This is a genomic window from Pseudomonas sp. PB101, from assembly GCF_009764265.1.
GTDB lineage: Bacteria > Pseudomonadota > Gammaproteobacteria > Pseudomonadales > Pseudomonadaceae > Aquipseudomonas.
Window position 1 is genome coordinate 48,981 of sequence record NZ_RWIR01000065.1, and the last position, 22,264, is coordinate 71,244.

19 protein-coding genes are annotated in these 22,264 nt (G+C 60.1%); 9 read left to right on the plus strand and 10 right to left on the minus strand.

The genetic code is table 11. The annotated features are described in order from the left end of the window. Nucleotides 1–21 precede the first annotated feature (21 nt). Nucleotides 22–399, minus strand: a complete 378-nt coding sequence (gene mvaT / locus EI969_RS19745) for a histone-like nucleoid-structuring protein MvaT (protein ID WP_007945872.1) — start codon at nucleotides 397–399, stop codon at nucleotides 22–24. 323 nt (nucleotides 400–722) lie between these two features. Here mvaT and purU point away from each other — a divergent pair, with 323 nt between their 5' ends. Both purU and EI969_RS30285 read left to right on the plus strand, forming a co-directional pair. Further along, a complete protein-coding gene (purU, locus tag EI969_RS19750) occupies nucleotides 723–1,571 on the plus strand; it encodes a formyltetrahydrofolate deformylase (RefSeq protein WP_150718748.1) in 849 nt (282 codons plus the stop codon). A gap of 85 nt (nucleotides 1,572–1,656) precedes the next feature. Further along, entirely contained in the window at nucleotides 1,657–1,833 is a 177-nt protein-coding gene (locus tag EI969_RS30285; RefSeq protein ID WP_178120747.1) for a hypothetical protein, read from the plus strand. Here EI969_RS30285 and EI969_RS19755 read toward each other — a convergent pair. From EI969_RS19755 to EI969_RS19770, 4 genes are all read right to left on the minus strand, one after another. Next, on the minus strand, nucleotides 1,820–2,815 hold the full coding sequence (locus tag EI969_RS19755; protein WP_160389274.1) for a lysylphosphatidylglycerol synthase transmembrane domain-containing protein: 996 nt from the start codon (nucleotides 2,813–2,815) through the stop codon (nucleotides 1,820–1,822). The two genes, EI969_RS30285 and EI969_RS19755, sit on opposite strands and share 14 nt — an antisense overlap. Beyond that, nucleotides 2,812–3,588 (minus strand): DUF2334 domain-containing protein, encoded by a 777-nt coding sequence (locus EI969_RS19760; protein ID WP_160389275.1) that lies wholly within the window; start codon nucleotides 3,586–3,588, stop codon nucleotides 2,812–2,814. The genes EI969_RS19755 and EI969_RS19760 overlap by 4 nt, the downstream gene beginning before the upstream one ends. Further along, entirely contained in the window at nucleotides 3,581–4,693 is a 1,113-nt protein-coding gene (locus EI969_RS19765; protein WP_160389276.1) for a glycosyltransferase family 1 protein, read from the minus strand. Before EI969_RS19765 ends, EI969_RS19760 begins: the two co-directional genes overlap by 8 nt. 210 nt (nucleotides 4,694–4,903) lie before the next feature. Beyond that, the gene (locus EI969_RS19770) at nucleotides 4,904–6,793 is read right to left on the minus strand and encodes a methyl-accepting chemotaxis protein (protein ID WP_160389277.1); all 1,890 of its coding nucleotides are present in this window, start codon (nucleotides 6,791–6,793) and stop codon (nucleotides 4,904–4,906) included. A gap of 190 nt (nucleotides 6,794–6,983) precedes the next feature. Here EI969_RS19770 and EI969_RS19775 point away from each other — a divergent pair, with 190 nt between their 5' ends. Beyond that, nucleotides 6,984–8,462, plus strand: a complete 1,479-nt coding sequence (locus EI969_RS19775; RefSeq protein ID WP_160389278.1) for a helicase HerA-like domain-containing protein — start codon at nucleotides 6,984–6,986, stop codon at nucleotides 8,460–8,462. A 121-nt stretch (nucleotides 8,463–8,583) separates the two neighbouring features. On the opposite strand, the gene EI969_RS19780 is transcribed toward EI969_RS19775, so the two are convergent. After that, nucleotides 8,584–9,039, minus strand: a complete 456-nt coding sequence (locus EI969_RS19780; RefSeq protein WP_160389279.1) for a DUF721 domain-containing protein — start codon at nucleotides 9,037–9,039, stop codon at nucleotides 8,584–8,586. Nucleotides 9,040–9,346: 307 nt separating this feature from the next. On the opposite strand from EI969_RS19780, the gene secA reads away from it, so the two are divergent. The 4 genes from secA (at nucleotide 9,347) to EI969_RS19800 (ending at nucleotide 15,161) form a co-directional block, all read left to right on the plus strand. Beyond that, on the plus strand, nucleotides 9,347–12,082 hold the full coding sequence (gene secA / locus EI969_RS19785) for a preprotein translocase subunit SecA (RefSeq protein ID WP_160389280.1): 2,736 nt from the start codon (nucleotides 9,347–9,349) through the stop codon (nucleotides 12,080–12,082). Nucleotides 12,083–12,204: 122 nt separating this feature from the next. Further along, nucleotides 12,205–13,422 carry a bifunctional glutamate N-acetyltransferase/amino-acid acetyltransferase ArgJ gene (gene argJ / locus EI969_RS19790; protein ID WP_160389281.1) on the plus strand — a complete coding sequence of 406 codons (1,218 nt, stop codon included), beginning with the start codon at nucleotides 12,205–12,207 and terminating at the stop codon, nucleotides 13,420–13,422. 165 nt (nucleotides 13,423–13,587) lie between these two features. Further along, nucleotides 13,588–14,220 (plus strand): glutathione S-transferase family protein, encoded by a 633-nt coding sequence (locus EI969_RS19795; RefSeq protein WP_160389282.1) that lies wholly within the window; start codon nucleotides 13,588–13,590, stop codon nucleotides 14,218–14,220. Beyond that, nucleotides 14,217–15,161, plus strand: coding sequence for a Nudix family hydrolase (locus EI969_RS19800; RefSeq protein ID WP_160389283.1), 945 nt, complete (start codon nucleotides 14,217–14,219; stop codon nucleotides 15,159–15,161). Before EI969_RS19795 ends, EI969_RS19800 begins: the two co-directional genes overlap by 4 nt. A 135-nt stretch (nucleotides 15,162–15,296) precedes the next feature. Here EI969_RS19800 and EI969_RS19805 read toward each other — a convergent pair whose 3' ends face one another. From EI969_RS19805 to EI969_RS19815, 3 genes are read right to left on the minus strand one after another with little or no spacing between them, the layout of a single operon-like run. Then, entirely contained in the window at nucleotides 15,297–15,878 is a 582-nt protein-coding gene (locus EI969_RS19805) for a cob(I)yrinic acid a,c-diamide adenosyltransferase (protein ID WP_160389284.1), read from the minus strand. 2 nt (nucleotides 15,879–15,880) lie between these two features. Continuing rightward, entirely contained in the window at nucleotides 15,881–17,917 is a 2,037-nt protein-coding gene (locus tag EI969_RS19810; protein ID WP_160389285.1) for a PAS domain-containing sensor histidine kinase, read from the minus strand. Between the two features lie 45 nt (nucleotides 17,918–17,962). Next, nucleotides 17,963–18,880, minus strand: coding sequence for a putative 2-dehydropantoate 2-reductase (locus tag EI969_RS19815; RefSeq protein WP_160389286.1), 918 nt, complete (start codon nucleotides 18,878–18,880; stop codon nucleotides 17,963–17,965). Nucleotides 18,881–19,015: 135 nt separating this feature from the next. Between EI969_RS19815 and EI969_RS19820 the strand changes: the two genes are divergently transcribed. After that, nucleotides 19,016–19,501, plus strand: a complete 486-nt coding sequence (locus EI969_RS19820) for a YajQ family cyclic di-GMP-binding protein (protein ID WP_060539637.1) — start codon at nucleotides 19,016–19,018, stop codon at nucleotides 19,499–19,501. Between the two features lie 137 nt (nucleotides 19,502–19,638). After that, nucleotides 19,639–20,481 carry a mechanosensitive ion channel family protein gene (locus tag EI969_RS19825; protein ID WP_160389287.1) on the plus strand — a complete coding sequence of 281 codons (843 nt, stop codon included), beginning with the start codon at nucleotides 19,639–19,641 and terminating at the stop codon, nucleotides 20,479–20,481. A 139-nt stretch (nucleotides 20,482–20,620) separates the two neighbouring features. Here EI969_RS19825 and EI969_RS19830 read toward each other — a convergent pair whose 3' ends face one another. After that, the gene (locus EI969_RS19830) at nucleotides 20,621–21,949 is read right to left on the minus strand and encodes an OprD family porin (RefSeq protein ID WP_160389288.1); all 1,329 of its coding nucleotides are present in this window, start codon (nucleotides 21,947–21,949) and stop codon (nucleotides 20,621–20,623) included. Between the last annotated feature and the right edge of the window lie 315 nt (nucleotides 21,950–22,264).

Genomic DNA, 22,264 nt, shown 5'->3' on the forward strand with positions numbered 1-22,264 from the left:
ATCTGCGACAAGCTCTGAGGCTTAGCCCAGCAGGGTAGCCCAGCCTTCCACCACATCACCGCCCCACTTGGCTTTCCACTCTTTCAGAGTTTTGTGGTTGCCACCTTTGGTTTCGATGACTTCGCCGTTATGCGGGTTTTTGTATTGTTTAACTTTGCGAGCACGCTTGGTGCCGGTAGTTTTCACTGCACCGCCGCGTGGCGCCTTGGATTTGGATTCTGGATCCAACAGCGCGATGATGTCACGCAGGGACTTGGAGTATTCGCCCATCAGGGTGCGCAGTTTGCCTTCGAATTCCAGCTCGGTTTGCAGTTTGTCGTCTTGGGACAGGTTCTTCAAACGGGCTTGCAGCTCTTTGATAGCTTCTTCGGTGGCGCGATATTCGTTGATCAAGGACATGAGGACTACCTTATGTTGTTCGCTGGATGGCAGGGTGACAGTGCCGCAATAATAGTCACGGTGTTTCATCAAGTAAACATTTAAGCCAACTTTATTTAATTTAGTTGCTGTGTCTTTGTGCGCTTTGGTAGTGCAGTTATTGTCCGCCAGATATACATAAATTAACAAATGAGCGGCACCGCTAGAGCCCCCTGCGAACAAACCAGGGTGTTGCCCGACCCGCCGCACCGACCTTCCGGCAGGGCGAAACGTCAACAATACTGCAGTTTTGCTGCGCAATCGCTAGAATGGCGGCCTTTGCGAAGTTCTGGAGTTTCCCCCTCATGCGCACTTTTCGTCTGGTGATTTCTTGCCCGGACCGTGTTGGCATCGTTGCCAAAGTCAGTAACTTTCTGGCATCACACAACGGCTGGATCACTGAAGCGAGCCATCACTCGGACAATCTCAGTGGCTGGTTCTTCATGCGTCACGAAATCCGTGCCGACTCCCTGCCATTTGGTCTCGAAGCGTTTCGCGAAGCCTTTGCGCCGATCGCCGAAGAGTTCTCGATGGACTGGCGCATCACCGATACCGAGCAAAAGAAGCGTGTCGTGCTGATGGCCAGCCGCGAGTCGCACTGCCTGGCTGACTTGCTGCACCGCTGGCACAGCGATGAACTGGACTGCGAAATCTCCTGCGTGATCTCCAACCATGATGACTTGCGCAGCATGGTGGAGTGGCACGGCATTCCGTACTACCACGTCCCGGTCAATCCGCAGGACAAGCAACCTGCTTTCGCCGAGGTTTCGCGCCTGGTCAAGCAGCACGATGCCGAAGTGGTGGTGCTTGCCCGTTACATGCAAATCCTGCCGCCCGAGCTGTGCAGTGAATACGCGCACAAGGTGATCAACATTCACCACAGCTTCTTGCCGTCCTTCGTGGGTGCCAAGCCGTATCACCAGGCTTCCCTGCGCGGCGTGAAGCTGATCGGTGCGACCTGCCACTATGTGACCGAGGAGCTGGACGCCGGCCCGATCATCGAGCAGGACGTGGTGCGCGTCAGCCACAGCGACAGCATCGAAGACATGGTGCGTTTCGGCCGTGATGTCGAGAAGATGGTGCTGGCCCGCGGCCTGCGCTATCACCTGGAAGACCGGGTGCTGGTGCACGGCAACAAAACCGTGGTCTTCTGACAGACCGTCGGCACAGTTGAAATTCGAAGGGCCTGGGCGTTCAATCGCTTCAGGCCCTTCGCCGTTCTGCACCGAGGAAACGACCATGACCGATCCACTGGACAAAGCTACATCCAAGGCTCCCGGCACACTGGGCGAGGGCTGCTTGAGTCGCTACGACCCGGATGACATGGGGCCTGAAACGGGTACGGAGTTTCCTGATGCCGCGCAGTTGTGGGAACAGTTGCAGCAAGCGCCCGAAGACAAACCTAAGCCTGTCTGAGTTTCATCAGCTTCATCAGCAGCGGCCGGCCGAGCATCAGCAAAAACACCGGCCCACCGACCAGCAAGTAGAAGTAATACGTCACCGCCCGCCAGATCAGAATCGCCGCGGCCGCCGTGGATTTCCCGACCATGGGCGCCAGCAGCGCCGCCGACGTCAGTTCGGCTGCCCCGGCTCCGCCCGGCAGCAGGCTGAATTGCCCGGCGCTCAGCGCCAGCATCTGGATCAGAAAACTCCAGGCCCACTGCAAATCCGCGCCGAGCCCGCGCAATGCCAGATAGAGAACGCTGTAGCGCAACAGCCAATGCACGCAGGTCAGGGCGAATACCTTGATCAAGGTTTGCACGGGCAATTTCAGCGTGTCGGTAAACGCCGCCAGAAACTGCAGGAGCTTGCGCGCCCAGCGCATTCGCGTGGCGGTCTGCACATTGGCCCGGGCGAGCCAGCGGCCGCTCAGGCGAATCAATGAGCGGTGATAGCGCGCCACCAGCACGCAACTTATCAGGCCGCCGCACAGCGAAACGGCGCTGACCGTCAGCATCCATTCCATGCGCTGGCTCAGGTGCTGGAACAGGGCGTAAATCAGGATCCCGCTCAGGGCGCAGAGGAAAAACAGCAAGTCGCTCAACTGATCCATGGCAAACACTGCGCTGCCCCTGGCCGGGCGCACACCGTGACGCGCCAGCAACGCCATGATCGTCAGAGGCCCGCCGCTGCCGCCGGGCGTGGCGCAGTAGGCAAATTCGGCGGCCATCACCACGCCGAGGCTGCCGAGCCGGCCAATCTTGCGCGATTGATCACCCAGCAACAGGCGTAGACGCAGGGTGTTCACCACCCAGCACAGCAGGATCATGCCGAACATGATCAACAGCCACGGCAGCGGAAAACCGCTCAGCCTGGACCAGGTCTCGCTGCCGCCCAACACCAACGGAACCAGCACCGCCGCGAGCAGGCCGCCGAACAACAGCAGGCCGCGACTCATGCGGCGCGATCCTGTCGGTCGTTTTGCAGCGCCATCCAGCGGGCCTTGGTCAATGGAACACGTCCGTTGGCGAGCAGGCGTTCCAGGGTTTGCAGCCAGTATCGACGCGAAAATTCATGACGCATGTCCACCGGGTGCAGGCCCAGGCGAATCACCGGAGCCTGCTGCCAGCGTTGTTCACGGCGGTCGCTGACGAGTTTCGAGACACCCCGGCGCCAGGCACTGCGGGCACTCCAGACCAGCCCCGGTGCCTCGATCGCGGTGAAGTCCGGCAACCGGTACAAATGCTGTGAGTCGCTGGTGTAACTCAGCGGCAATTGGCGCAATGCCTGGCGGGTGCCTTGGCTCATCAGCCAGGCAGGGGCGACGAACCCCTGCAGAGGCCAGTCATGGCGGTGGAACATCTCGATGCCCGAACGCAGGCGGGCGAGGGCGGCTTCTGGCGATAAACGGTAGAACTCGCCTTCGTGGGTATAGACCCGACGCATGAACCAGTCTCGCGGATTGACCGTCACAGGCTCATCGTCGCAGTGGAAGTAACCATGCAGTGCCAGTTCGTCGCCCCGGGCGACCCGTGCGCCGAGCTGGCGGCAAAATTGCGGATCGGCGTCCAGAGGGTTGTGCTTGTGGAAGTCCGGCACCACCAGCCAGGTGATCGGCACGACACCCAGGGCGTCGACGGCTTTGACGAACGGCTGGTAATCGGCCCAGGTCGGCGGCGCCACGTCGTGCAGTACCAGTAGCAACGCGGGTCTGTTCATGGGCTCAACCATTGGCGGTCAGCGGCCATTGGCTGCCAAGCACGGCGTGATAGTGGCGCAGCAAACTGTTGACCACCGTGTCCCAGGCGTAATGCTGTTCGACATGCAACCGTGCCTGCTTGCCCAGCGTTGTGTGGCCCGAGCCAAACAATTCTCGAACAGCGGCGGCCATCGCGGCGGGATTGTTCGGTGCGCAGAGCAGGCCGCAGTCCTCGCCGACGATTTCCTCGAAAGCCCCGGCCGCCACGGCGACAACCGGGATGCCACTGGCCATGGCCTCCAGAATGACCAGGCCGAAGGTTTCCTGATCGCCGGCGTGCAGCAATGCATCGGCGCTGGCCATCAGGCGGGCCACCTGCGCGGCGGGGCAGAACTCGTCGATCACCGTCACGTTGGACGGCACGGCCGTGGGCATCGACGAACCCACCAGAATCAGGTGATAGCGTCGACCCAGGCGCTGCATGCAGTCGAGCAGCACCGGCAGGTTTTTTTCCTTCGAGCCGCGCCCGGCGAAGATCAGCAACCGGGTGTTGTCATCCAGGCCCAATTCGGCGCGCAAACCGGGATCCCTGGCAGTGGGATTGAAGGTGTGCAGGTCGACACCGAGCGGCTGCACGAACACGTTCCTGACCCCCAGCCCGGTGAGTTTGTCGGCCATGACCCGACTGGGCGCCAGGACCCGGTCGAAGTTGCCGTAGAGCTTGCTGACATAGGCCTCGACGTTGGTGGTCACCCAGTTGCCCATGCGGTTGCTGACCAACAGGGGCAGGTCCGAGTGATAGAAACCGATGACGGGCACGTCGAGTTGGCGCCGCGCGTCCAGTGCCGCCCATGCGGTGAGATAGGGGTCGCCGACTTCAATCAGGTCGGGTTGCAAATCCTGCAGGACATTGCGCCAGGGGGCGAGGCGCAGCGGGAAGCGATAGCCCTTGCCGAAGGGCAGGGCAGGCGCCGGGACGGTAAAGATGCCATCCTGCTCGCTAAAAGATGATCCGGGGATCAGCAAACTGTGGCGAATGCCCGGCTTGATGCCCAGGCGACGATGCTTTGCATCCAGATAAGTGCGTACGCCACCGCTGGCAGGGGCGTAGAACATGGTGATGTCAGCGATATGCACGATGAACGATCCTCCGGTCCCGGTACTCCCTTGGTTGACCTTTATGAAGGATAGATGTTCGGTTGGGGTTGTACGGGAGGGGATGTCAGCAGGGTTTTGTAGTGTTTGGCAGGCCGCTATCGCTAGCAGGCTAGCTCCCACATTTGATCTGTGGCGTTCACAGTTCCCTGTGGGAGCTAGCCTGCTAGCGATTGTGCCAGTGGCAGCACCTTAGATTCGGAAGCTACCCACCAACTGCTTCAACCGCGCCGCCTGCTGCTCAAGGTCCGAGCACGCGCGCAAGGTCGATTGCAGGTTTTCCACGCCCTCCTGGTTCAGCGTGTTGATCTCGGTGATGTCGACGTTGATCGACTCCACCACGGCGGTCTGTTCTTCGGTCGCGGTGGCCACCGACTGGTTCATGCCGTCGATTTCACCGATACGCAGGGTCACGCTGTTCAGGCGTTCGCCCGCGAGGTTGGCGATTTCCACGCTGTCCTGACTGTGGCGCTGACTGTCGCTCATGGTGCTGACCGATTCCCGGGCGCCGACTTGCAGCTCCTCGATCATGGTCTGTACCTGTTGCGCCGACTCTTGCGTGCGGTGAGCCAGGTTGCGTACCTCGTCCGCCACTACGGCAAAACCACGACCGGCTTCGCCAGCACGTGCCGCTTCGATGGCAGCGTTCAGTGCCAGCAGGTTGGTCTGCTGGGAAATGCTGGTGATCACTTCGAGAATCTGCCCGATGTTCACCGTTTTGCTGTTCAGCGATTCGATGTTGGTGCTCGATGCGCTGAGCATGCTCGACAGTTGATTCATCGCCACGATGCTGCGGTCCACCACTTGCTGGCCGTCTTCGGCCAGGCTGCGGGCATCGCTGGCCTGGCTTGAGGCCTGGGCGGCGTTGCGGGCGATTTCCTGGGCGGCGGCGCCGAGCTGGTTGATCGCCGCGGCGACGCTGCTGGTGCGCGAGGCTTGTTGGTCGGAGTTGTACATCGACGAGTTGGAAGCGGCCACTACCCGCAATGCCACTTCGTTGACCTGGCCGGTGGCCGAGGACACTTCGCGGATCGAGCCGTGAACGCGCTCCACGAAGCGGTTGAACGCGGTGCCCAGGGTGCCGAACTCGTCATTGTTCTGGATGGTCAGGCGCTTGGTCAGGTCGCCTTCGCCATCGGCGATGTCGGCCATGGCGCGGGTCATGACGTGCAACGGCTGGATCAGGATGCGGATCAGCATGCCGAGCAGGGCGATGATGATGGCCACGGCAATGAGGGTCGCAACGACCGCAGAGGTGCGGAATTCGCTGAGCATCGAGAAGGCTTTTTCCTTGTCGACCGACAGACCGATGTACCAGTTGACCGAAGGCAGGCCCTTGATCGCAGTGAAGCTGACGATGCGGGTCTTGCCATCGACGTCCACTTCGCTGAAGCCGTTGCCGATGCGCGGGGTATCTTTGGGATACGCCTCGCTCAGGGTCTTCATCACCAGCGCCTTGTCCGGGTGAACCAGGATCTTGCCGTCGGCGCTGACCAGAAACGCGTAGCCCATGCCATCGAAGTCGCGGGCGCTGAGGGTTTCGATCAACGTCTGCAGGCTCAGGTCGCCGCCCACCACACCGACGCTCTGTCCGGCCTTTTTCGAAGCCGTGGCCATGGAGATGATCAACTGGCCGGTTGCCGCATCGATGTAGGGTTCGGTCAGGGTCGGCGTGCTGCTGCTTTCGGCGCCTTTGTACCAGGGACGAACGCGCGGATCGAAACCGTCCGGCATCTTCGCGTCGGGACGAATGGTGAAGTGCCCGGTGGCATCGCCCAGGTAGGTCGCCATGAAGGTCGACGTCAGGGTTTTCTGCTCGAGCAGGCTGGCGACGTTGGCTTGTTCCGGGTTGATGGCGATGTTTTGCGAGAGGTTCTCGATCAACAGGATACGCCCGGTCAGCCAGGTCTGGATGTTGTTGGCCGTGACGTCGCCCATCTCGTTGAGATAGTTATCGAGGTCTTCGCGGATGGCGTTGCGCTGTAGATAGTCGTTGTACAGCGTGAATGAGGCGAAGGCGGCAATAACAATGAGAGCGGCGGCAAGCAGGATTTTATGGCTGAAACGCAGATTTTTGTTCATGGCTTGGGGGGTCCGCTAAGGTCTTAATGTCCAGCGCGTGCTTTTATAAAGAGGCGCGTTACGGGCAAGGTTGAAAGCAAAGTGAATTTTCCGACTCTCCTTAGGGAAATTTCCGACCAGATCGTGTCTGACTGCTTTGTCGTTATCTCTATCGGCCGTGTAGGACCAAAGATTAATCATGGGTGACCAAATGCCTGATTCACTGCAACTCGTTATCGGCGCCGACCTCCAAGGGCAACCGATTGCCCAGGCCATGCGCCTGGCGAACCGCCACGGATTGATCGCGGGCGCGACCGGCACCGGTAAAACCGTCACTTTGCAACGAATGGCCGAAGCCTTCAGCGATGCCGGCGTGGCGGTGTTCGCCGCTGACATCAAGGGAGACCTGTGCGGCCTCGGCGCCGCCGGCAACCCCCAGGGCAAGATCGCTGAACGGATCGCCGGGATGCCGTGGCTCAACCACAAGCCTCAGGCTTATCCGGTGACGCTGTGGGACATACAGGGTCAGTCCGGTCATCCTTTACGCACAACCTTGAGTGAAATGGGGCCGCTGCTGCTGGGCAGCCTGCTCGAACTGACCGACAGCCAGCAGTCGGCGCTGTACGCCGCGTTCAAGGTGGCGGACCGCGAAGGCCTGTTGTTGCTCGATCTCAAGGACCTGAAGGCGTTACTCAATCACCTGCGGGACAATCCTGAGTTGCTGGGCGACGATGCGGCATTGATGACCACCGGCTCCAGCCAGGCGTTGCTGCGGCGTCTGGCGATCCTGGAGCAACAGGGCGCCGAAGCCTTGTTCGGCGAGCCGGCGCTGCAACTCGAAGACATCCTCCAACCTGCGGCCGATGGTCGCGGGAGCATTCATTTGCTCGATGCCAGCCGCCTGGTGCATGAAGCGCCGAAGGTCTACGCGACGTTCCTGCTGTGGCTGCTGGCCGAGTTGTTCGAACAGTTGCCCGAGCGTGGCGATGCCGACAAACCCTTGCTGGCGCTATTCTTCGACGAGGCGCACTTGCTGTTCAACGGCACGCCGCAGGCATTGCGCGACCGTCTGGAGCAAGTCGTGAGGCTGATTCGTTCCAAAGGCGTGGGCGTGTATTTCGTCACCCAGTCGCCGGGTGACCTGCCCGATGATGTGCTGGCGCAGTTGGGCCTGCGCGTCCAGCACGGTTTGCGTGCGTTCACCGCCAAGGAACAGAAGTCCCTGCGCGCGGTGGCCGAAGGTTTTCGGCCGAATCCGGCGTTCGATGCGTTGGCGGTGTTGACCGAACTCGGGATCGGCGAGGCGCTGGTCGGCACCCTGCAGGAAAAAGGCACGCCGGAAATGGTCCAGCGTGTGCTGGTGGCGCCACCGCAATCGCGGATCGGGCCTTTGACCGCTGCCGAGCGCACGGCGCTGATTGCCGGTTCACCGTTGCAAGGTCGTTATGACAAGCCGATTGACCGTGAATCGGCCTATGAGGTGCTGATGGGACGCAAGGGCCTGGCGCCCGAGCCCGAAGCGGAGCAGGGCAAGCAGGAACCGAGCTTCACCGAACAGGCGGGAGAGTTCCTCGGCACTGCGGCAGGGAAGGCGCTGAAATCGGCGATGCAACAGGCGGCGAACCAGATTGGCCGGCAGTTGGTGCGCGGCTTGATGGGCTCGCTGCTGGGTGGGAAAAAACGCCGCTAGCTTGAGCGAACACAGGTAAATGTGGGAGCGAGCCTGCTCGCGAATCGGTGTGTCAGGCAGCATCATTGTTGAATGTTACGCCGACTTCGCGAGCAGGCTCGCTCCCACAGGGGGGCGCCTATCAGGTTTTGGATTTGGCGTGCGCGGCCAATCGTTCCAGCGCCGCCCGCAGGTTCGGGTCGCTGATCCCGTCGGCCGTGGCCTGAATGGTTGCGGCCGCGTCGTCCGACAGATCCATGGTGTGCCCGACTGCGCCCCGCTGGACCGTAGGCGGTTGCACCTTGAACAGGATGCGCGTCAGATTGGCGAACTCGTCGAACATCTGCAGTTGCCGTTGCAGGCGCTTCTGCTGATAGCGCAGGCGCGTTGCCCAATGGCCATCGGTGACAATCAGCAACAAACTGCCTTCGCGCCATGACGCTACATGACAATGTTCGCGGGCGGCGGGTTGCAGTTGGCTTTCGAGCAATCGTTGCAGATGACCCAGGCGTTGAGCGTGGCCAAGAATGGCCTTCAGCGGCTTGGCTTCGCGTAGTAGAACGGCAGGTACTTTGGCCGTAAGTGGGCGAAATGCCATGATCAGACACCTGAAGTAACAGAGGCGCCATGGTAGCAGAAAGCACCGGATGCACCCGCCCATTGCATTTGTGGGTGCTTTACCCATTAAATCAACAACTAACTTCTGCCTTGAACGGCTTGAAGTTGAGCAAAATGCCCTTATTTAAAGTGAGCCCCGTCAAAGCGCAGTGCCAGCATCGTGGAATTTCGCCACTTTCCTCACCACCGTTTCCGGGTAGAATGCTCGTTCGCATGCGGCCATGAGGGCTGCACGGGCGACTCACGGGGCCGCCCTCCATCCCTTTAGTGTGGAAGATCCTGCCGATATGTTTGCGCCTTTGTTAAAGAAACTTTTTGGAAGCAAGAATGAGCGTGAAGTCAAACGCATGCTCAAGACGGTGCAACTCGTCAATGCCTTCGAAGAGCAAATGGTGGCCCTTTCGGACGATCAATTGCGTGCCAAGACAGACGAGTTCAAGGCCCGCATCGCCAAAGGGGAAACCCTCGACAAGCTCCTGCCAGAAGCCTTTGCGGTCGCCCGCGAAGCCGGCAAGCGTGTCATGGGCATGCGTCACTTCGACGTCCAGCTGATCGGCGGCATGACCTTGCATGAAGGCATGATCGCGGAAATGCGTACCGGTGAAGGCAAGACCCTGGTGGCAACACTGGGCGTTTACCTCAACGCGCTGTCCGGCAAGGGCGTGCACGTTGTGACGGTGAACGACTACCTGGCCCGCCGCGACGCCAACTGGATGCGCCCGCTGTATGAATTCCTCGGCCTGACGGTCGGCGTGGTCACGCCGTTCCAGCCGCCGGAAGAGAAGCGCGCCGCCTACGCCGCCGACATCACCTACGGCACCAACAACGAATTCGGTTTCGATTACCTGCGCGACAACATGGCGTTCAGCATGGAAGAAAAATTCCAGCGCGAACTCAATTTTGCCGTGATCGACGAAGTCGACTCCATCCTCATCGACGAAGCCCGTACGCCGCTGATCATCTCCGGTCAGGCCGAGGACAGCTCCAAGCTGTACATCGAGATCAACAAACTGATCCCGCGCCTGGAATTGCATGTCGAAGAAGTCGAAGGCGAAGTCACCAAGGCTGGTCATTACACCGTCGACGAGAAGACCCGCCAGGTCGAGCTCAACGAAGCCGGTCATCAGTTTGTTGAAGAGTCGCTAACCTCCCTCGGCCTGCTGGCTGAAGGCGAGAGCCTGTACTCGGCGCACAACCTGAGCCTGCTGACTCACGTCTACGCCGGCCTGCGTGCGCACAAGCTGTTCCATCGCAACGTCGAATACATCGTGCAGGACGGTCAGGTCGTACTGGTCGACGAGCACACCGGCCGTACCATGCCGGGGCGCCGCTTGTCCGAAGGCCTGCACCAGGCCATCGAAGCCAAGGAAAACCTGAACATCCAGGCCGAAAGCCAGACGCTGGCATCGACCACCTTCCAGAACTACTTCCGTCTGTACAACAAGCTGTCCGGCATGACCGGTACGGCCGACACCGAAGCGTTCGAGTTCCACCAGATCTATGGCCTGCAGGTCATGGTCATTCCGCCGAACAAGCCGCTGGCCCGTAAAGACTACAACGACCTGGTGTTCCTGACCGCCGACGAGAAATACGCGGCAATCGTGGCCGACATCAAGGAAAGCATGGCCGCAGGCCGTCCGGTCCTGGTCGGTACCGCCACCATCGAAACCTCCGAGCACATGTCCAGCCTGCTCGTGAAGGAAGGCATCGAACACAAGGTCCTGAACGCCAAGTTCCACGAAAAGGAAGCCGAGATCATTGCCCAGGCCGGTCGCCCGGGCGCACTGACCATCGCCACCAACATGGCCGGTCGTGGTACCGACATCCTGTTGGGCGGTAACTGGGAAGTGGAAGTGGCCTCCCTGGAAAGCCCGACCCCTGAGCAGATTGCCCAGATCAAGGCCGACTGGCAGAAGCGTCACCAGCAAGTGCTTGAGTCGGGTGGTTTGCAGGTGATTGCGTCCGAGCGTCACGAATCGCGCCGTATCGACAACCAGTTGCGTGGTCGTGCCGGTCGTCAGGGCGACGCCGGTTCCAGCCGCTTCTACCTGTCGCTGGAAGACAGCCTGATGCGCATCTTCGCCTCCGACCGGGTGAAGAACTTCATGAAGGCCCTGGGCATGCAGCCTGGCGAAGCGATCGAGCACCGCATGGTGACCAACGCCATCGAAAAGGCCCAGCGCAAGGTCGAAGGCCGCAACTTCGACATTCGCAAACAACTGCTCGAGTTCGACGACGTCAACAACGAACAGCGTAAAGTGATCTATCACATGCGTAACACGTTGCTGGCCGCCGACAACATTGGCGAGACCATCGCTGACTTCCGTCAGGACGTGCTCAACGCCACCGTCAGCGCGCACATTCCGCCGCAGTCGCTGCCTGAGCAGTGGGACGTGGCCGGTCTGGAAGCTGCGCTGCAGAGCGATTTCGGTGTGACGCTGCCGATCCAGCAATGGCTCGACGAAGACGATCACCTGTACGAAGAAACCCTGCGCGAGAAGCTCATGAACGAGCTGATCGCGGCGTACAACGAGAAAGAAGACCAGGCGGGCGCCGAAGCGCTGCGCACCTTCGAGAAGCAAATCGTTCTGCGCGTTCTGGACGACCTGTGGAAAGACCACCTGTCGACCATGGACCACCTGCGTCACGGTATCCACTTGCGTGGTTACGCCCAGAAGAACCCGAAGCAGGAATACAAGCGCGAGTCGTTCACGCTGTTCTCCGAGCTGCTGGATTCGATCAAGCGCGATTCGATCCGTGTGTTGTCTCACGTTCAGGTTCGTCGCGAAGATCCGATCGAAGAAGAGCAGCGCCTGCGTCAGGAAGCCGAGGCATTGGCCGCTCGCATGCAGTTCCTGCATGAAGAGGCTCCAGGCCTTGAGCAACCGGAAGTGTTGGGCGAAGAAGTCGATGTTGCTCTCGCTGCCGCGCCGGTACGCAACGAGCAGAAGCTGGGTCGCAATGAGCTGTGCTACTGCGGTTCGGGCAAGAAGTTCAAGCATTGCCACGGGCAGATCCAGTAAAACCCGTTTCAATCGCTGAAATACCCGCGCCGCGACCGGCTTCTGCCGTCGCGGCGTTTTACCATTTCGAACCACCGTTTTTCCTGAAACGGTGCTGACATCATTTATAAAGGAGCGCATTCATGGCTGTTGGTCTTGGTCCTTTGCCAACGTTGCACCCGGTTGCCGGTTTTGAACTCGGTATCGCCTCGGCCGGCATCAAGCGCCCGGGGCGCAAGGATGTTGTGGTCATGCGCTGTGTCGAAGGCTCCACGGTTGCCGGCGTGTTCACCCTGAACGCCTTTTGCGCGGCACCGGTGATCCTGGCCAAGCAACGCGTGCAAGGCCCTGTGCGTTACCTGCTGACCAATACCGGCAATGCCAACGCCGGTACCGGCGAGCCAGGCCTGGCCGCGGCCGAGCGCACTTGCGCGAAACTGGCCGAGTTGACTGGCGTCGATGCCAGCCAGGTGCTGCCGTACTCCACCGGTGTGATCGGCGAGCCACTGCCGGTCGAGAAAATCGAGGGCGCGCTGCAAGCGGCCCTCGACGACCTGTCGATCCACAACTGGGAAGCTGCCGCCACCGGCATCATGACCACCGACACGCTGCCAAAAGGCGCCAGCCGTCAGTTCCAGCATGACGGCGTGACCATCACCGTCACCGGCATCAGCAAGGGTGCGGGCATGATTCGCCCGAACATGGCGACCATGCTCGGCTACATCGCCACCGACGCCAAAGTCTCCCGCGACGTGCTGCAAAACCTGATGCTCGACGGCGCCAACAAGTCGTTCAACCGCATCACCATCGATGGCGATACCTCGACCAACGACTGCTGCATGCTGATCGCCACCGGTCAGGCGGCTTTGCCGGAAATCACCCGCGCCGAAGGCGAGCTGTTCGCCAAGTTGAAGCAGGCGGTGTTCGAAGTGTGCATGGACGTGGCCCAGGCCATCGTGCGCGACGGCGAAGGCGCGACCAAATTCGTCACCGTTGAAGTCAACGGTGGCGGCAATCACCAGGAGTGCCTGGACGTCGGCTACACCGTGGCCCACTCGCCGCTGATCAAAACCGCGCTGTTCGCTTCCGACCCGAACTGGGGTCGTATCCTGGCCGCTGTCGGCCGTGCCGGTGTGCCGAACCTGGATGTGAGCAAGATCGACGTGTTCCTCGGTGAAGTGTGCATCGCCAGTCGTGGCGCCCGTGCCGCGACGTACACCGAAGCCCAGGGTTCGGCGGTGATGCAGCAGGAGGAAATCACCATCCGTATCGAATTGGGTCGCGGCGATTGCAGCGAAACCATCTGGACCACCGACCTGTCCCACGAGTACGTGAAGATCAACGCCGAGTACCGTACGTAAGACTGGGTCAATCCGATCGCGGGCAAGCCCGCTCCCACAGGGTTCTGCGTCGTACACAAAATTTGTGTTCAACCAAATCCACTGTGGGAGCTGGCTTGCCAGCGATGGCGGTCTGTCAGTCGCTAGCTAGACTGGCCTGTCCCCCCTCATCAAAAGGTCCCGAACATGAGCCTGCACCTGATCATCGGCGACAAACTGCTTTCCTCCTGGTCCCTGCGTGGCGCCCTGGCCCTCGATCTGACCGGCGCGGCCTACACCGAAGAACTGATCAAGCTGAACCAGCCGGACACCCGCGAGCGTCTGCTCAAGCATTCGCCCACGGGCAAGGTGCCATTGCTGCAAACGTCTCGCGGCACCATCGCCGATTCACTGGCGATTGCCGAATACCTGGCCGAGCAGTTCCCCTCCGAACAACTCTGGCCGACCGACATCGCCGCCCGTGCCCAGGCCCGATCCGCCTGCGCGCAGATGCATAGCGGTTTTTTCGCCATGCGCAATCACATGCCGTTCAACCTGAGCCACGACGCACCGCTGAATCCGGTACCGCCCGAGGTGACGGTCGATATCGAGCGCATGTTGGCGCTATGGGCTGAATGCCGCGCGGTTGCCAGTGAAAGCGGGCCGTACCTGTTTGGTCGGCTGAGCCTGGCCGATGCGTTCTTTGCACCGATCGCCGTGCGTCTGCGCACCTATCGGGTGGCACTGCCGGCCATCGATGAAGCCTATGTTGAAACCGTCTACCAATGGCCAGCCTTCAAGGCCTGGCAGAAGGCTGGACTGGAGGAGTTGGAAAAGTGAAACGAGTCCATGTCGCCGCCGCCGTCATCCGCGATGGCAGTGGCCAGATCCTGATTGCCCGTCGTGCCGACACACAGCACCAGGGCGGCCTGTGGGAGTTTCCCGGTGGCAAGGTCGAGGCCGACGAGTCGGTCGAAACCGCCCTGGCCCGTGAACTCCATGAAGAGTTGGGCATCGTGGTGGGCGCGGCGCGCCCGCTGATCAAGATCCGCCACGATTACCCGGACAAGCAGGTGTTGCTGGATGTCTGGGAAGTCTCGGCGTTCACCGGCGAGCCCCACGGCGCCGAAGGCCAGCCACTGGCCTGGGTCGCGCCACGTGATCTGTCGAACTACGAGTTTCCGGCGGCCAATCAGCCGATCGTCGCGGCTGCCCGATTGCCATCGCAGTACCTGATTACCCCGGAAGATCTGGAAACCCCGGCGCTGCTGCGTGGTATTCAGAAGGCCATTGCCGGCGGCATCAAGCTGGTCCAGTTGCGCGCACCGAACGGTTACGACCCGAAGTATCGCGACCTGGCCGTCGATGCGGCGGGTTTGTGTGCCGGCAAGGCGCAGTTGATGATCAAGGGGCCGTTTGAATGGCTGGGCGATTTCCCGTCCGCCGGTTGGCACATTACCTCGGCGCAGCTGCGCAAATACGCAGCGGCGGGTCGACCGCTACCGGCGTCGCGCTGGCTGGCGGCTTCGTGCCATAACGCGCAAGAGCTGGCGCTGGCCGAAGAGATGGGGGTGGATTTCGTGACCCTGTCGCCGGTGCAGCCGACCCTGACTCACCCTGGCGCGCAGCCGTTGGGTTGGGAACAGGCGTCGAGCCTGATCGAAGGGTTCAGCAAGCCGGTGTTCCTGCTCGGTGGTGTTGGCCCGGCTGAGGTCGAGAAAGCCTGGGCTGCGGGTGCGCAGGGTGTGGCGGGGATTCGGGCTTTTTGGCCTGAGAGTTGATTCTCTGGCGAGTCTACTGGCCCCTTCGCGGGCAAGCCCGCTCCCACAGTGGTCAAGGTGAAACACAGATTGTGTGAACACTAACAATCCCTGTGGGAGCGGGCTTGCCCGCGATGAGGCCTTGGCAGGCGCCGACTAAACCCCAGGCTTCGCCGCCGGCTGCCAAAGAATCTCGGCAATCCCCTGACGCCTGGCAATCAACCGCGCCATCACAAACAACAAATCCGACAACCGATTGATATACGCCAGGCCAACCCCGGCCAACGGCTCGATCGCATTCAATTGCTGACACCGCCGCTCTGCGCTGCGCGCCAGACTGCGGCAGACATGAGCCTGGGCAATCAGTGTCGAGCCGCTGGGCAAGATGAAGTTTTCCAGCGGCCCCAATTCTTCATTCCACACATCGATCGCCGCTTCCAGGCGTTCGATTTCCGCCGTATTCAATGCCTGATACACCGGCATCGCCAGTTCACCCCCCAGATCAAATAACCGATGCTGGCAGGGAGCTAATACCTGGATCACTTCGTTCAAGCCAGGAAACTGACCAGTTTCTGCGGCCAACCCGGCCAGCAGAACGCCAACCTGGCTGTTCAGCGTATCCACTTCGCCAATGGCCTCGATCCGCGGGTGATCCTTGGGCACGCGGCGACCATCCCCCAGCCCGGTCTCGCCTTTGTCGCCAGTGCGGGTGTAAATCTTCGACAAGCGAAAGCCCATGGTTACCTCGATAGCAGATTGAGTTCTTGCGAGACGGGTGGTGTGCTTGCCAGGGGCAGGCGCAAGGTGAAGCAGGTGCCTTGGCCCCGGGTCGATTGCACTTCCATCTGCCCCTTGTGGTTATTGGTGATGATGAAGTACGACACCGACAGCCCAAGCCCGGTGCCCTGGCCGATTTCCTTGGTGGTGAAGAACGGCTCGAAAGTGCGTTTGCGCACGCTCTCGCTCATGCCGATGCCGTTGTCTTCGACCTGAATTTCCGCCCACGGCGGATTCAGCCTGGTGCGCAGAATGATCCGCCCCGGTTCGCTGTCGTCTTCGCGCTGGTGAATGGCCTGCGCGGCGTTTTTCAACAGGTTGAGCAGCACCTGCTCCAGTTCGTTGGCGGTGCCGGGGACCGGTCCAAGGGCTGGATCGAACTGGCGAATGATGGCCTGGCCCTTGAAGTCGAAGCCGATCGCCAGGTCGAAATCGTTGCCGGCGATTTCCACCGCCTGATCGATCAGGGCTGGCAGGTCGCACGGGGCCATCTGACGGGTGCTGCGACGGCTGAAACTGAGCATGTGGGTAACGATTTTGGCGGCTCGGGCGCCGGCTTGCTGGATGCCGTCGAGCAACTGCGGCACCTCGCGGATTTGCAGGTACTGGTTGACCGTCGCCAGTTCGATGCCGGCGTGCTCGGCCACTTCCAGGTTCTTTGGCAGGTCGGAGGACAGGCGTCGGCGAATGTTCTGCACGTTGTGCAGGATCGCCCCTAGCGGGTTGTTGATCTCGTGAGCCATGCCGGCGGCAAGACCACCCACCGAAAGCATTTTCTCCGACTGCACCATCATCTCTTCCAGGGACAGGCGCTGGGTGATGTCGTCGATCCGGATCACCACACCGCGCCCGGCACCGCCCATCAACGGATAGAACGTCAGGGCATAGTGGCGAGGTTCATCATCCTTGAGCCAGGTGACGCGTTCGATTTTTGCGACCGTATGCTGTTCGACCGTTTGCTTGAGTTGCGGCAAAAACGGCTTGAGCGGTTCGAAGGCGAGGAAGATGGGCTGGTTCAGGGCTTCGTCCAGGCGTGTGCCGGACAGGGCGCTGGCTTCCTGGTTCCACTGCGTCACATAGAGCTGTTCGTCGAGGGCGATCAGCGCCGATGGCATGGAGTCGATGATGCTGTTGAGGTAGTTCTGGAAACCGGTGAGCTTTTTCTCGATCTTGCTGCGCACCTGGACCTCGAGCTCCAGTTTGCGGTTGGTGTGGCGGGTTTCTTCCGCCAGCCCCTGGGCCTGGTCGTAGGCTGCCTGGGAGTCGTCCCGGGCCCGCTTGAGTTGCTGCTCCCGGGCCTCGATCCGCGAGAGCATGGTGTTGAACGCCTCGGCGAGGCTGCCGATTTCGTCGTGGTTGCCTCGCGAAGCGCGCAGTGCGTAGTTTTCTTCACGGGTGACCTGCCGGGACAACTCTTCGAGTTGGTGGATCGGCCGGGTAATCAGGCGCTTGATCTGACGGGCGATGATCAACCACAGCAGCACACTGAAGATTAAAATGCCCAGGCTGGCCGTCAAAGTGCCGGTGTAGAACGCCACTGGCAGTTCACTGCTGGCGACCAACAGCAAATGCCCCGGTGCAGAGCCGGGGCGGGGCAGGGTGATGACCTGGTTGGTGCGGAACTCGGTGGCCTGCCAGTCTTCGATATGCCGGAAACGCTTCGGCAGTTTCAGATTGTCGCCGTGCTGCAATTGCGCCAATTGCTCGCCCTTGCCGTCATACAAGGCTGCCGCGCGCAACGGTGAATAGCTGTTGAGTTCGTTCAGCAGGCGCTCGGCGCTTTGTGGCGACGCCAGGGCTTCGGAGGCCAGGCTCGGATTGGATACCAGCCGGCCGATGGTCTGCAGGGCTTGTGGCGCCATGCTTTCCTGGGAAATGTAGTACGCGGCGCTGATAAAGGTCAGGTTGGCAACCAGCAAAACGGTGACCATCAGTACCAGCAGGGCGGCCAGCAGTTTCTGGCCGACGGGCAGGTTTTCCAGGCGCTGGCGCAATGGCATCGGATTCATCGCAAATAAGGAACAAGTGGCCAGCGTAGCCGCTGCTCAGTCGCTGGGCAATCCAAGGCTTTGCAGGCGGGCAATCAACCTCGATTCAAGCTGCTTGAGGTGAGGCAGGTTCAGTTGATGGCGCGCGGCCACCTTGCAGGCATAGCCCAGCAGATAGCTGATTTCCGTGCGACGCTGACTGCTGACGTCCTGATGCATGGAGGAGTAGTTGGCGGCGGTGGCGTGAATCACCCGTTCGACTTCCTGCTGCAGGTTTTCGGCCGCCGCCGGCTGACCGCAACGCTCGAGCAATTCCACAAGTTCATCGCACAGGGTGGCGACTTCACAGTGATGTTGCTGTAACCCGCCGTTGCGGCAGTCGTGCAGCACAGTCAGCGGATTGATCGCACAGTTGAGGGCCAGTTTGCGCCACAACCGGGTCAGGATTTCGGTGCTCCACTCGTGGGGGATGCCGGCAGCGCTCAGGTCGTCGAGCCAGATCGGCGCGACCGGATGGCTGGCATCACCCAGCCAGGTGAAGCCATGCCCGGCGAACACCACGCGCCCATCGCCATCGCGAAAGGCGCCTTCGGTGCTCGATGCATAGATGCAGCGTGCCTGCGGAACCTGGGCGGCCACTGCGTCCTGACTGCCCAGGCCATTTTGCAACAGGATCAGCTCGGCGCCCGGGGCCAGGCGTGGTGCCAGTCGGGCCACCGCGCTTTCGGTATCGTAGGCTTTGCACGCCACCAGCAGGCGGTTGATCGGTTGTGTGCTGTCGGCGGTCTCGGCGGGCACGGCATAGCGTTGCGCCTCGCCGTGTTCCACCAGTGTCAAACCACCGGCGGCCTCATAGGCTTGCAGTCTCGCGGTGTCCCGCAGGATCAGCCTGACCGGCACGCCAGCCCGTGCCAGGCGTGTCGCCCATAAAGTACCGAGGCTGCCGGCGCCCAAAACATGCCAGGTGGTAGACATCAGCTTTTTGCTCTGTTTATGGCGTGCATCGGCAGCTCGCAGTGAATGATGGGAAAGACCCGTTATAATCAGCGCGGATTTTAACCGCAAGCCAGGCGTGCTCCATCAGTGCGCCTTTAAATTTGGAGAGATTACATGCCGTCGTTCGACGTGGTATCCGAACTGGACAAACACGAAGTCACCAACGCGGTCGAGAACGCCGTCAAGGAACTCGATCGTCGTTATGACCTGAAAGGCAAAGGCAGCTTCGAGTTCAAGGAAAAAGACCTGACCGTCAACCTGACCGCCGAAGCGGATTTCCAGCTCGAAGCGATGATTGAGATCCTCAAGCTGGCGCTGGTCAAGCGCAAAATCGACGTGCAGTGCCTTGAAGTCAAGGATGCGTTCGCCTCGGGCAAGCTGATGAAGCAGGAAGCCGTGCTCAAGGAAGGCATCGACAAGGAAATGGCGAAGAAGATCGTCGCTCACGTCAAGGATGCCAAGCTCAAGGTGCAGGCGGCCATTCAGGGCGAGCAGGTGCGTATTACCGGCAAGAAGCGTGACGACCTGCAAGAAGCCATTGCTGCGCTGCGGGCCAAGGAATTCGGTATGCCGCTGCAGTTCAACAACTTCCGCGACTGACCTTGAAAGCGGGAACCTCCTGGCGTTTTCGGCGTCGGAGGCCCAGACAACGGCAGAAACGATTGAGCCCGTCACGGTTCGATCTTTCTGCCGCTTTTTTTACGCATGCCGGATAGCCGGAGAAAAGGAGAACGCAGATGGACTTAAATGCTGAGGTAGACAACCTGGTCAAGGTATCCCAAACCTGGATCCCGATGATCATGGAGTACGGCAGCCGTGTACTGCTGGCGGTCATCACCCTGGCCATCGGCTGGTGGTTGATCAACAAAGTCACGAAAAAGCTCGGCGGCCTGATTGCATTGCGTAATGCCGACCTGGCGCTGCAAGGCTTTATCAGCAGCCTGGCGAACATCATCCTCAAGATCCTGCTGATCGTCAGCGTGGCCTCGATGATCGGAGTGGAAACCACTTCGTTTGTCGCCGCGATTGGTGCGGCAGGTCTGGCCATTGGCCTGGCCTTGCAGGGCAGCCTGGCGAACTTCGCCGGTGGCGTGCTGATTTTGCTGTTCCGTCCGTTTCGTATCGGTGACTGGATCGAGGCACAGGGGATCGCTGGCACCGTCGACAGCATCCAGATTTTTCATACCGTACTGCGCACCGGTGACAACAAAACCATCATAGTGCCCAACGGTAATCTGTCGAACGGCATCATCACCAATACCAATCGCCAGCCGACCCGCAAAGTCGTGTTTGATGTAGGCGTCGATTACGAAGCGGATTTGCAGAAAGCCCGAGAAGTGTTGCTGGAGTTGGCCAAAGACCCGCGTGTATTGACTGACCCGGCACCTCAGGCAGTCATTTCGACATTGGGCGACAGTTCTATCACTGTTTCCCTGCGTGTCTGGGTGAAGACAGCGGATTATTGGGATGTGATGTTCATGTTCAACGAACTGTCCCGTGATCACCTGAGACAGGCCGGCATCGATATTCCATTTCCACAGCGGGTTATTCGCGTGGTTCAGGAATCCGCAGTGCAGTGATAGCTCATGCATTACATGTCTGACTTTTCGGTCAGGCATGTATGAAGATTGTTCAATAATTGAGCAATTTGTACAGGCAACAAAAAAGGCCCATCCGAAGATGGGCCTTTTTTTGTTACCGCAAACTAACTGGATGCGATTACAAAACCGACAGCGGGTAGTCGACGATGAAACGGAACTCTTTCACGTCGCCTTCACCTTCGTCAGCGTTAGCGAAGTGCCATGCTTGACGAATACGGAAGGACAGGTCTTTTGCCGGGCCAGACTGAACAACGTACTTGGCTTCGAAGTTGGTTTCGTTGTGCTTGCCGTCAGCACCGTAGATGCCTTCGTAAGCGCCGCCAACTGGAGCGTTGGTGCCGTCGATGTCCCAACCTTTCACGTAACGGGTCATGAAGCTCAGACCTGGAACGCCGTACTCAGCCATTTTCAGGTCGTAGCGAACCTGAGCCGACTTCTCGCCAGGGGCGTTGAAGTCAGAGTACTGGATGGAGTTGGCGAGGAAGATCGAGTCGCCGCCGCGGTTGTTTTTGCCCACACCGATGTAGTCGAACGGAGTGTCACCGTTAACCTTCTGGAAGGCGAGGGTGATGGTGTGTGCTTTCATGAACGAGAAAGCGGCAGCCAGGGAGTAAGCGGTGTTGCTGATCTCGCCCGCTTTGGCATCACCAGTGTCTTTGGTGTTGTAGATGTTACCGTCCAGGTTCAGCGACTCGTCGCCGCCCAGCGGGATGGTGTAGTTCAGGTTGGCGTAGTACTGGTTCCAGATGTCTTCCAGCTTGGCGCCGTACAGCGAGGCCGACAGGTTGTCGGTGATGCCGTATTTACCACCGAAGTAGTCGATGGAGTTGGCTTCTACGCCAGCGTAGGTTGCAAACAGGCCGCCGTCACGAGCGTTGCGGTCCTGGCTGGTGGCCGAGTAGAAGTGACCGGCTTCGAGGTCAAGGTCTTTGACTTCGCTGCTCTGCAGCTGGATGCCGCTGGCAGTTTGAGGAAGGATACGGGAACCGCCAACAGCGAACACTGGAGCAGTGCTTGGCTGCATGTCGCCGACTTTCAGCTCGGTTTTCGATACGCGGAATTTAACGGCGCCGCCGGCTTTGCCCTGGCTGTCGTTAACTTCGCCATCGGCGTCGCGGCTCATGTTGCCGGTGCCGCCGGTGCCATCACCGCCGTCCAGTTTGATCGCCAGGTAACCGAAAGCGTCAACGCCAACACCGATCAGGCCTTGGGTGTAACCGGAGCTGAAGTTGCCCCAAATACCTTGGGTCCAGTCTTTCTGGTCGTTGCCGCCATCTTTGTTATCACGGTTGAAGTAGTAGTTGCGAACCAGCAAGTTCAGCGTGCTGTCTTCAACAATACCTTTGGCTTCAGCCTGGTCACTTACGAAAGGGGCGGCCGTAGCCAATTGGGTACTGGCTGCTGCTGCAACTGCCAGTGCGATCATGCTCCACTTCATCACGCGCATCGTGATTTGCTCCTTTGGTTTTAGAAGAGTACTGCCGTCCCACCTGATTTATTATCTGGGCGGCTCTTTCTTTTTGTGTCGGCGCAAACTTATATCACGCCGACAATGTTGGCGATACTTGCGTATCTAACCTTTCGCGTTCTTTACGACCCTGTCGCAAACAGCAAGGTAGATGTCGCAAATTTCGAGCTCCGACGCAACCGGGCTGACAACTTTAATGCTGTTTCTGTGCCTTGGTGTCGGTAAAAAGAGTCCTGGTGAAACGCTTGAATCTCCATCGGGCTACCTTGCCACTGTCTTTTTTTGCCTGAAGGC

Excerpts from the sequence above, each read along its gene's own strand:
- EI969_RS19825 (WP_160389287.1), top strand. The coding sequence starts at position 19,639 with ATGGACTTAAATGCTGAGGTAGACAACCTGGTCAAGGTATCCCAAACC.
- argJ (WP_160389281.1), top strand. The coding sequence starts at position 12,205 with ATGGCTGTTGGTCTTGGTCCTTTGCCAACGTTGCACCCGGTTGCCGGT.
- EI969_RS19775 (WP_160389278.1), top strand. The coding sequence starts at position 6,984 with ATGCCTGATTCACTGCAACTCGTTATCGGCGCCGACCTCCAAGGGCAA.
- secA (WP_160389280.1), top strand. The coding sequence starts at position 9,347 with ATGTTTGCGCCTTTGTTAAAGAAACTTTTTGGAAGCAAGAATGAGCGT.
- EI969_RS19760 (WP_160389275.1), bottom strand. The coding sequence starts at position 3,588 with ATGGTTGAGCCCATGAACAGACCCGCGTTGCTACTGGTACTGCACGAC.
- purU (WP_150718748.1), top strand. The coding sequence starts at position 723 with ATGCGCACTTTTCGTCTGGTGATTTCTTGCCCGGACCGTGTTGGCATC.
- EI969_RS19770 (WP_160389277.1), bottom strand. The coding sequence starts at position 6,793 with ATGAACAAAAATCTGCGTTTCAGCCATAAAATCCTGCTTGCCGCCGCT.
- EI969_RS19805 (WP_160389284.1), bottom strand. The coding sequence starts at position 15,878 with ATGGGCTTTCGCTTGTCGAAGATTTACACCCGCACTGGCGACAAAGGC.
- EI969_RS19815 (WP_160389286.1), bottom strand. The coding sequence starts at position 18,880 with ATGTCTACCACCTGGCATGTTTTGGGCGCCGGCAGCCTCGGTACTTTA.
- EI969_RS30285 (WP_178120747.1), top strand. The coding sequence starts at position 1,657 with ATGACCGATCCACTGGACAAAGCTACATCCAAGGCTCCCGGCACACTG.
- mvaT (WP_007945872.1), bottom strand. The coding sequence starts at position 399 with ATGTCCTTGATCAACGAATATCGCGCCACCGAAGAAGCTATCAAAGAG.
- EI969_RS19810 (WP_160389285.1), bottom strand. The coding sequence starts at position 17,917 with ATGCCATTGCGCCAGCGCCTGGAAAACCTGCCCGTCGGCCAGAAACTG.
- EI969_RS19830 (WP_160389288.1), bottom strand. The coding sequence starts at position 21,949 with ATGCGCGTGATGAAGTGGAGCATGATCGCACTGGCAGTTGCAGCAGCA.
- EI969_RS19820 (WP_060539637.1), top strand. The coding sequence starts at position 19,016 with ATGCCGTCGTTCGACGTGGTATCCGAACTGGACAAACACGAAGTCACC.
- EI969_RS19755 (WP_160389274.1), bottom strand. The coding sequence starts at position 2,815 with ATGAGTCGCGGCCTGCTGTTGTTCGGCGGCCTGCTCGCGGCGGTGCTG.
- EI969_RS19780 (WP_160389279.1), bottom strand. The coding sequence starts at position 9,039 with ATGGCATTTCGCCCACTTACGGCCAAAGTACCTGCCGTTCTACTACGC.
- EI969_RS19795 (WP_160389282.1), top strand. The coding sequence starts at position 13,588 with ATGAGCCTGCACCTGATCATCGGCGACAAACTGCTTTCCTCCTGGTCC.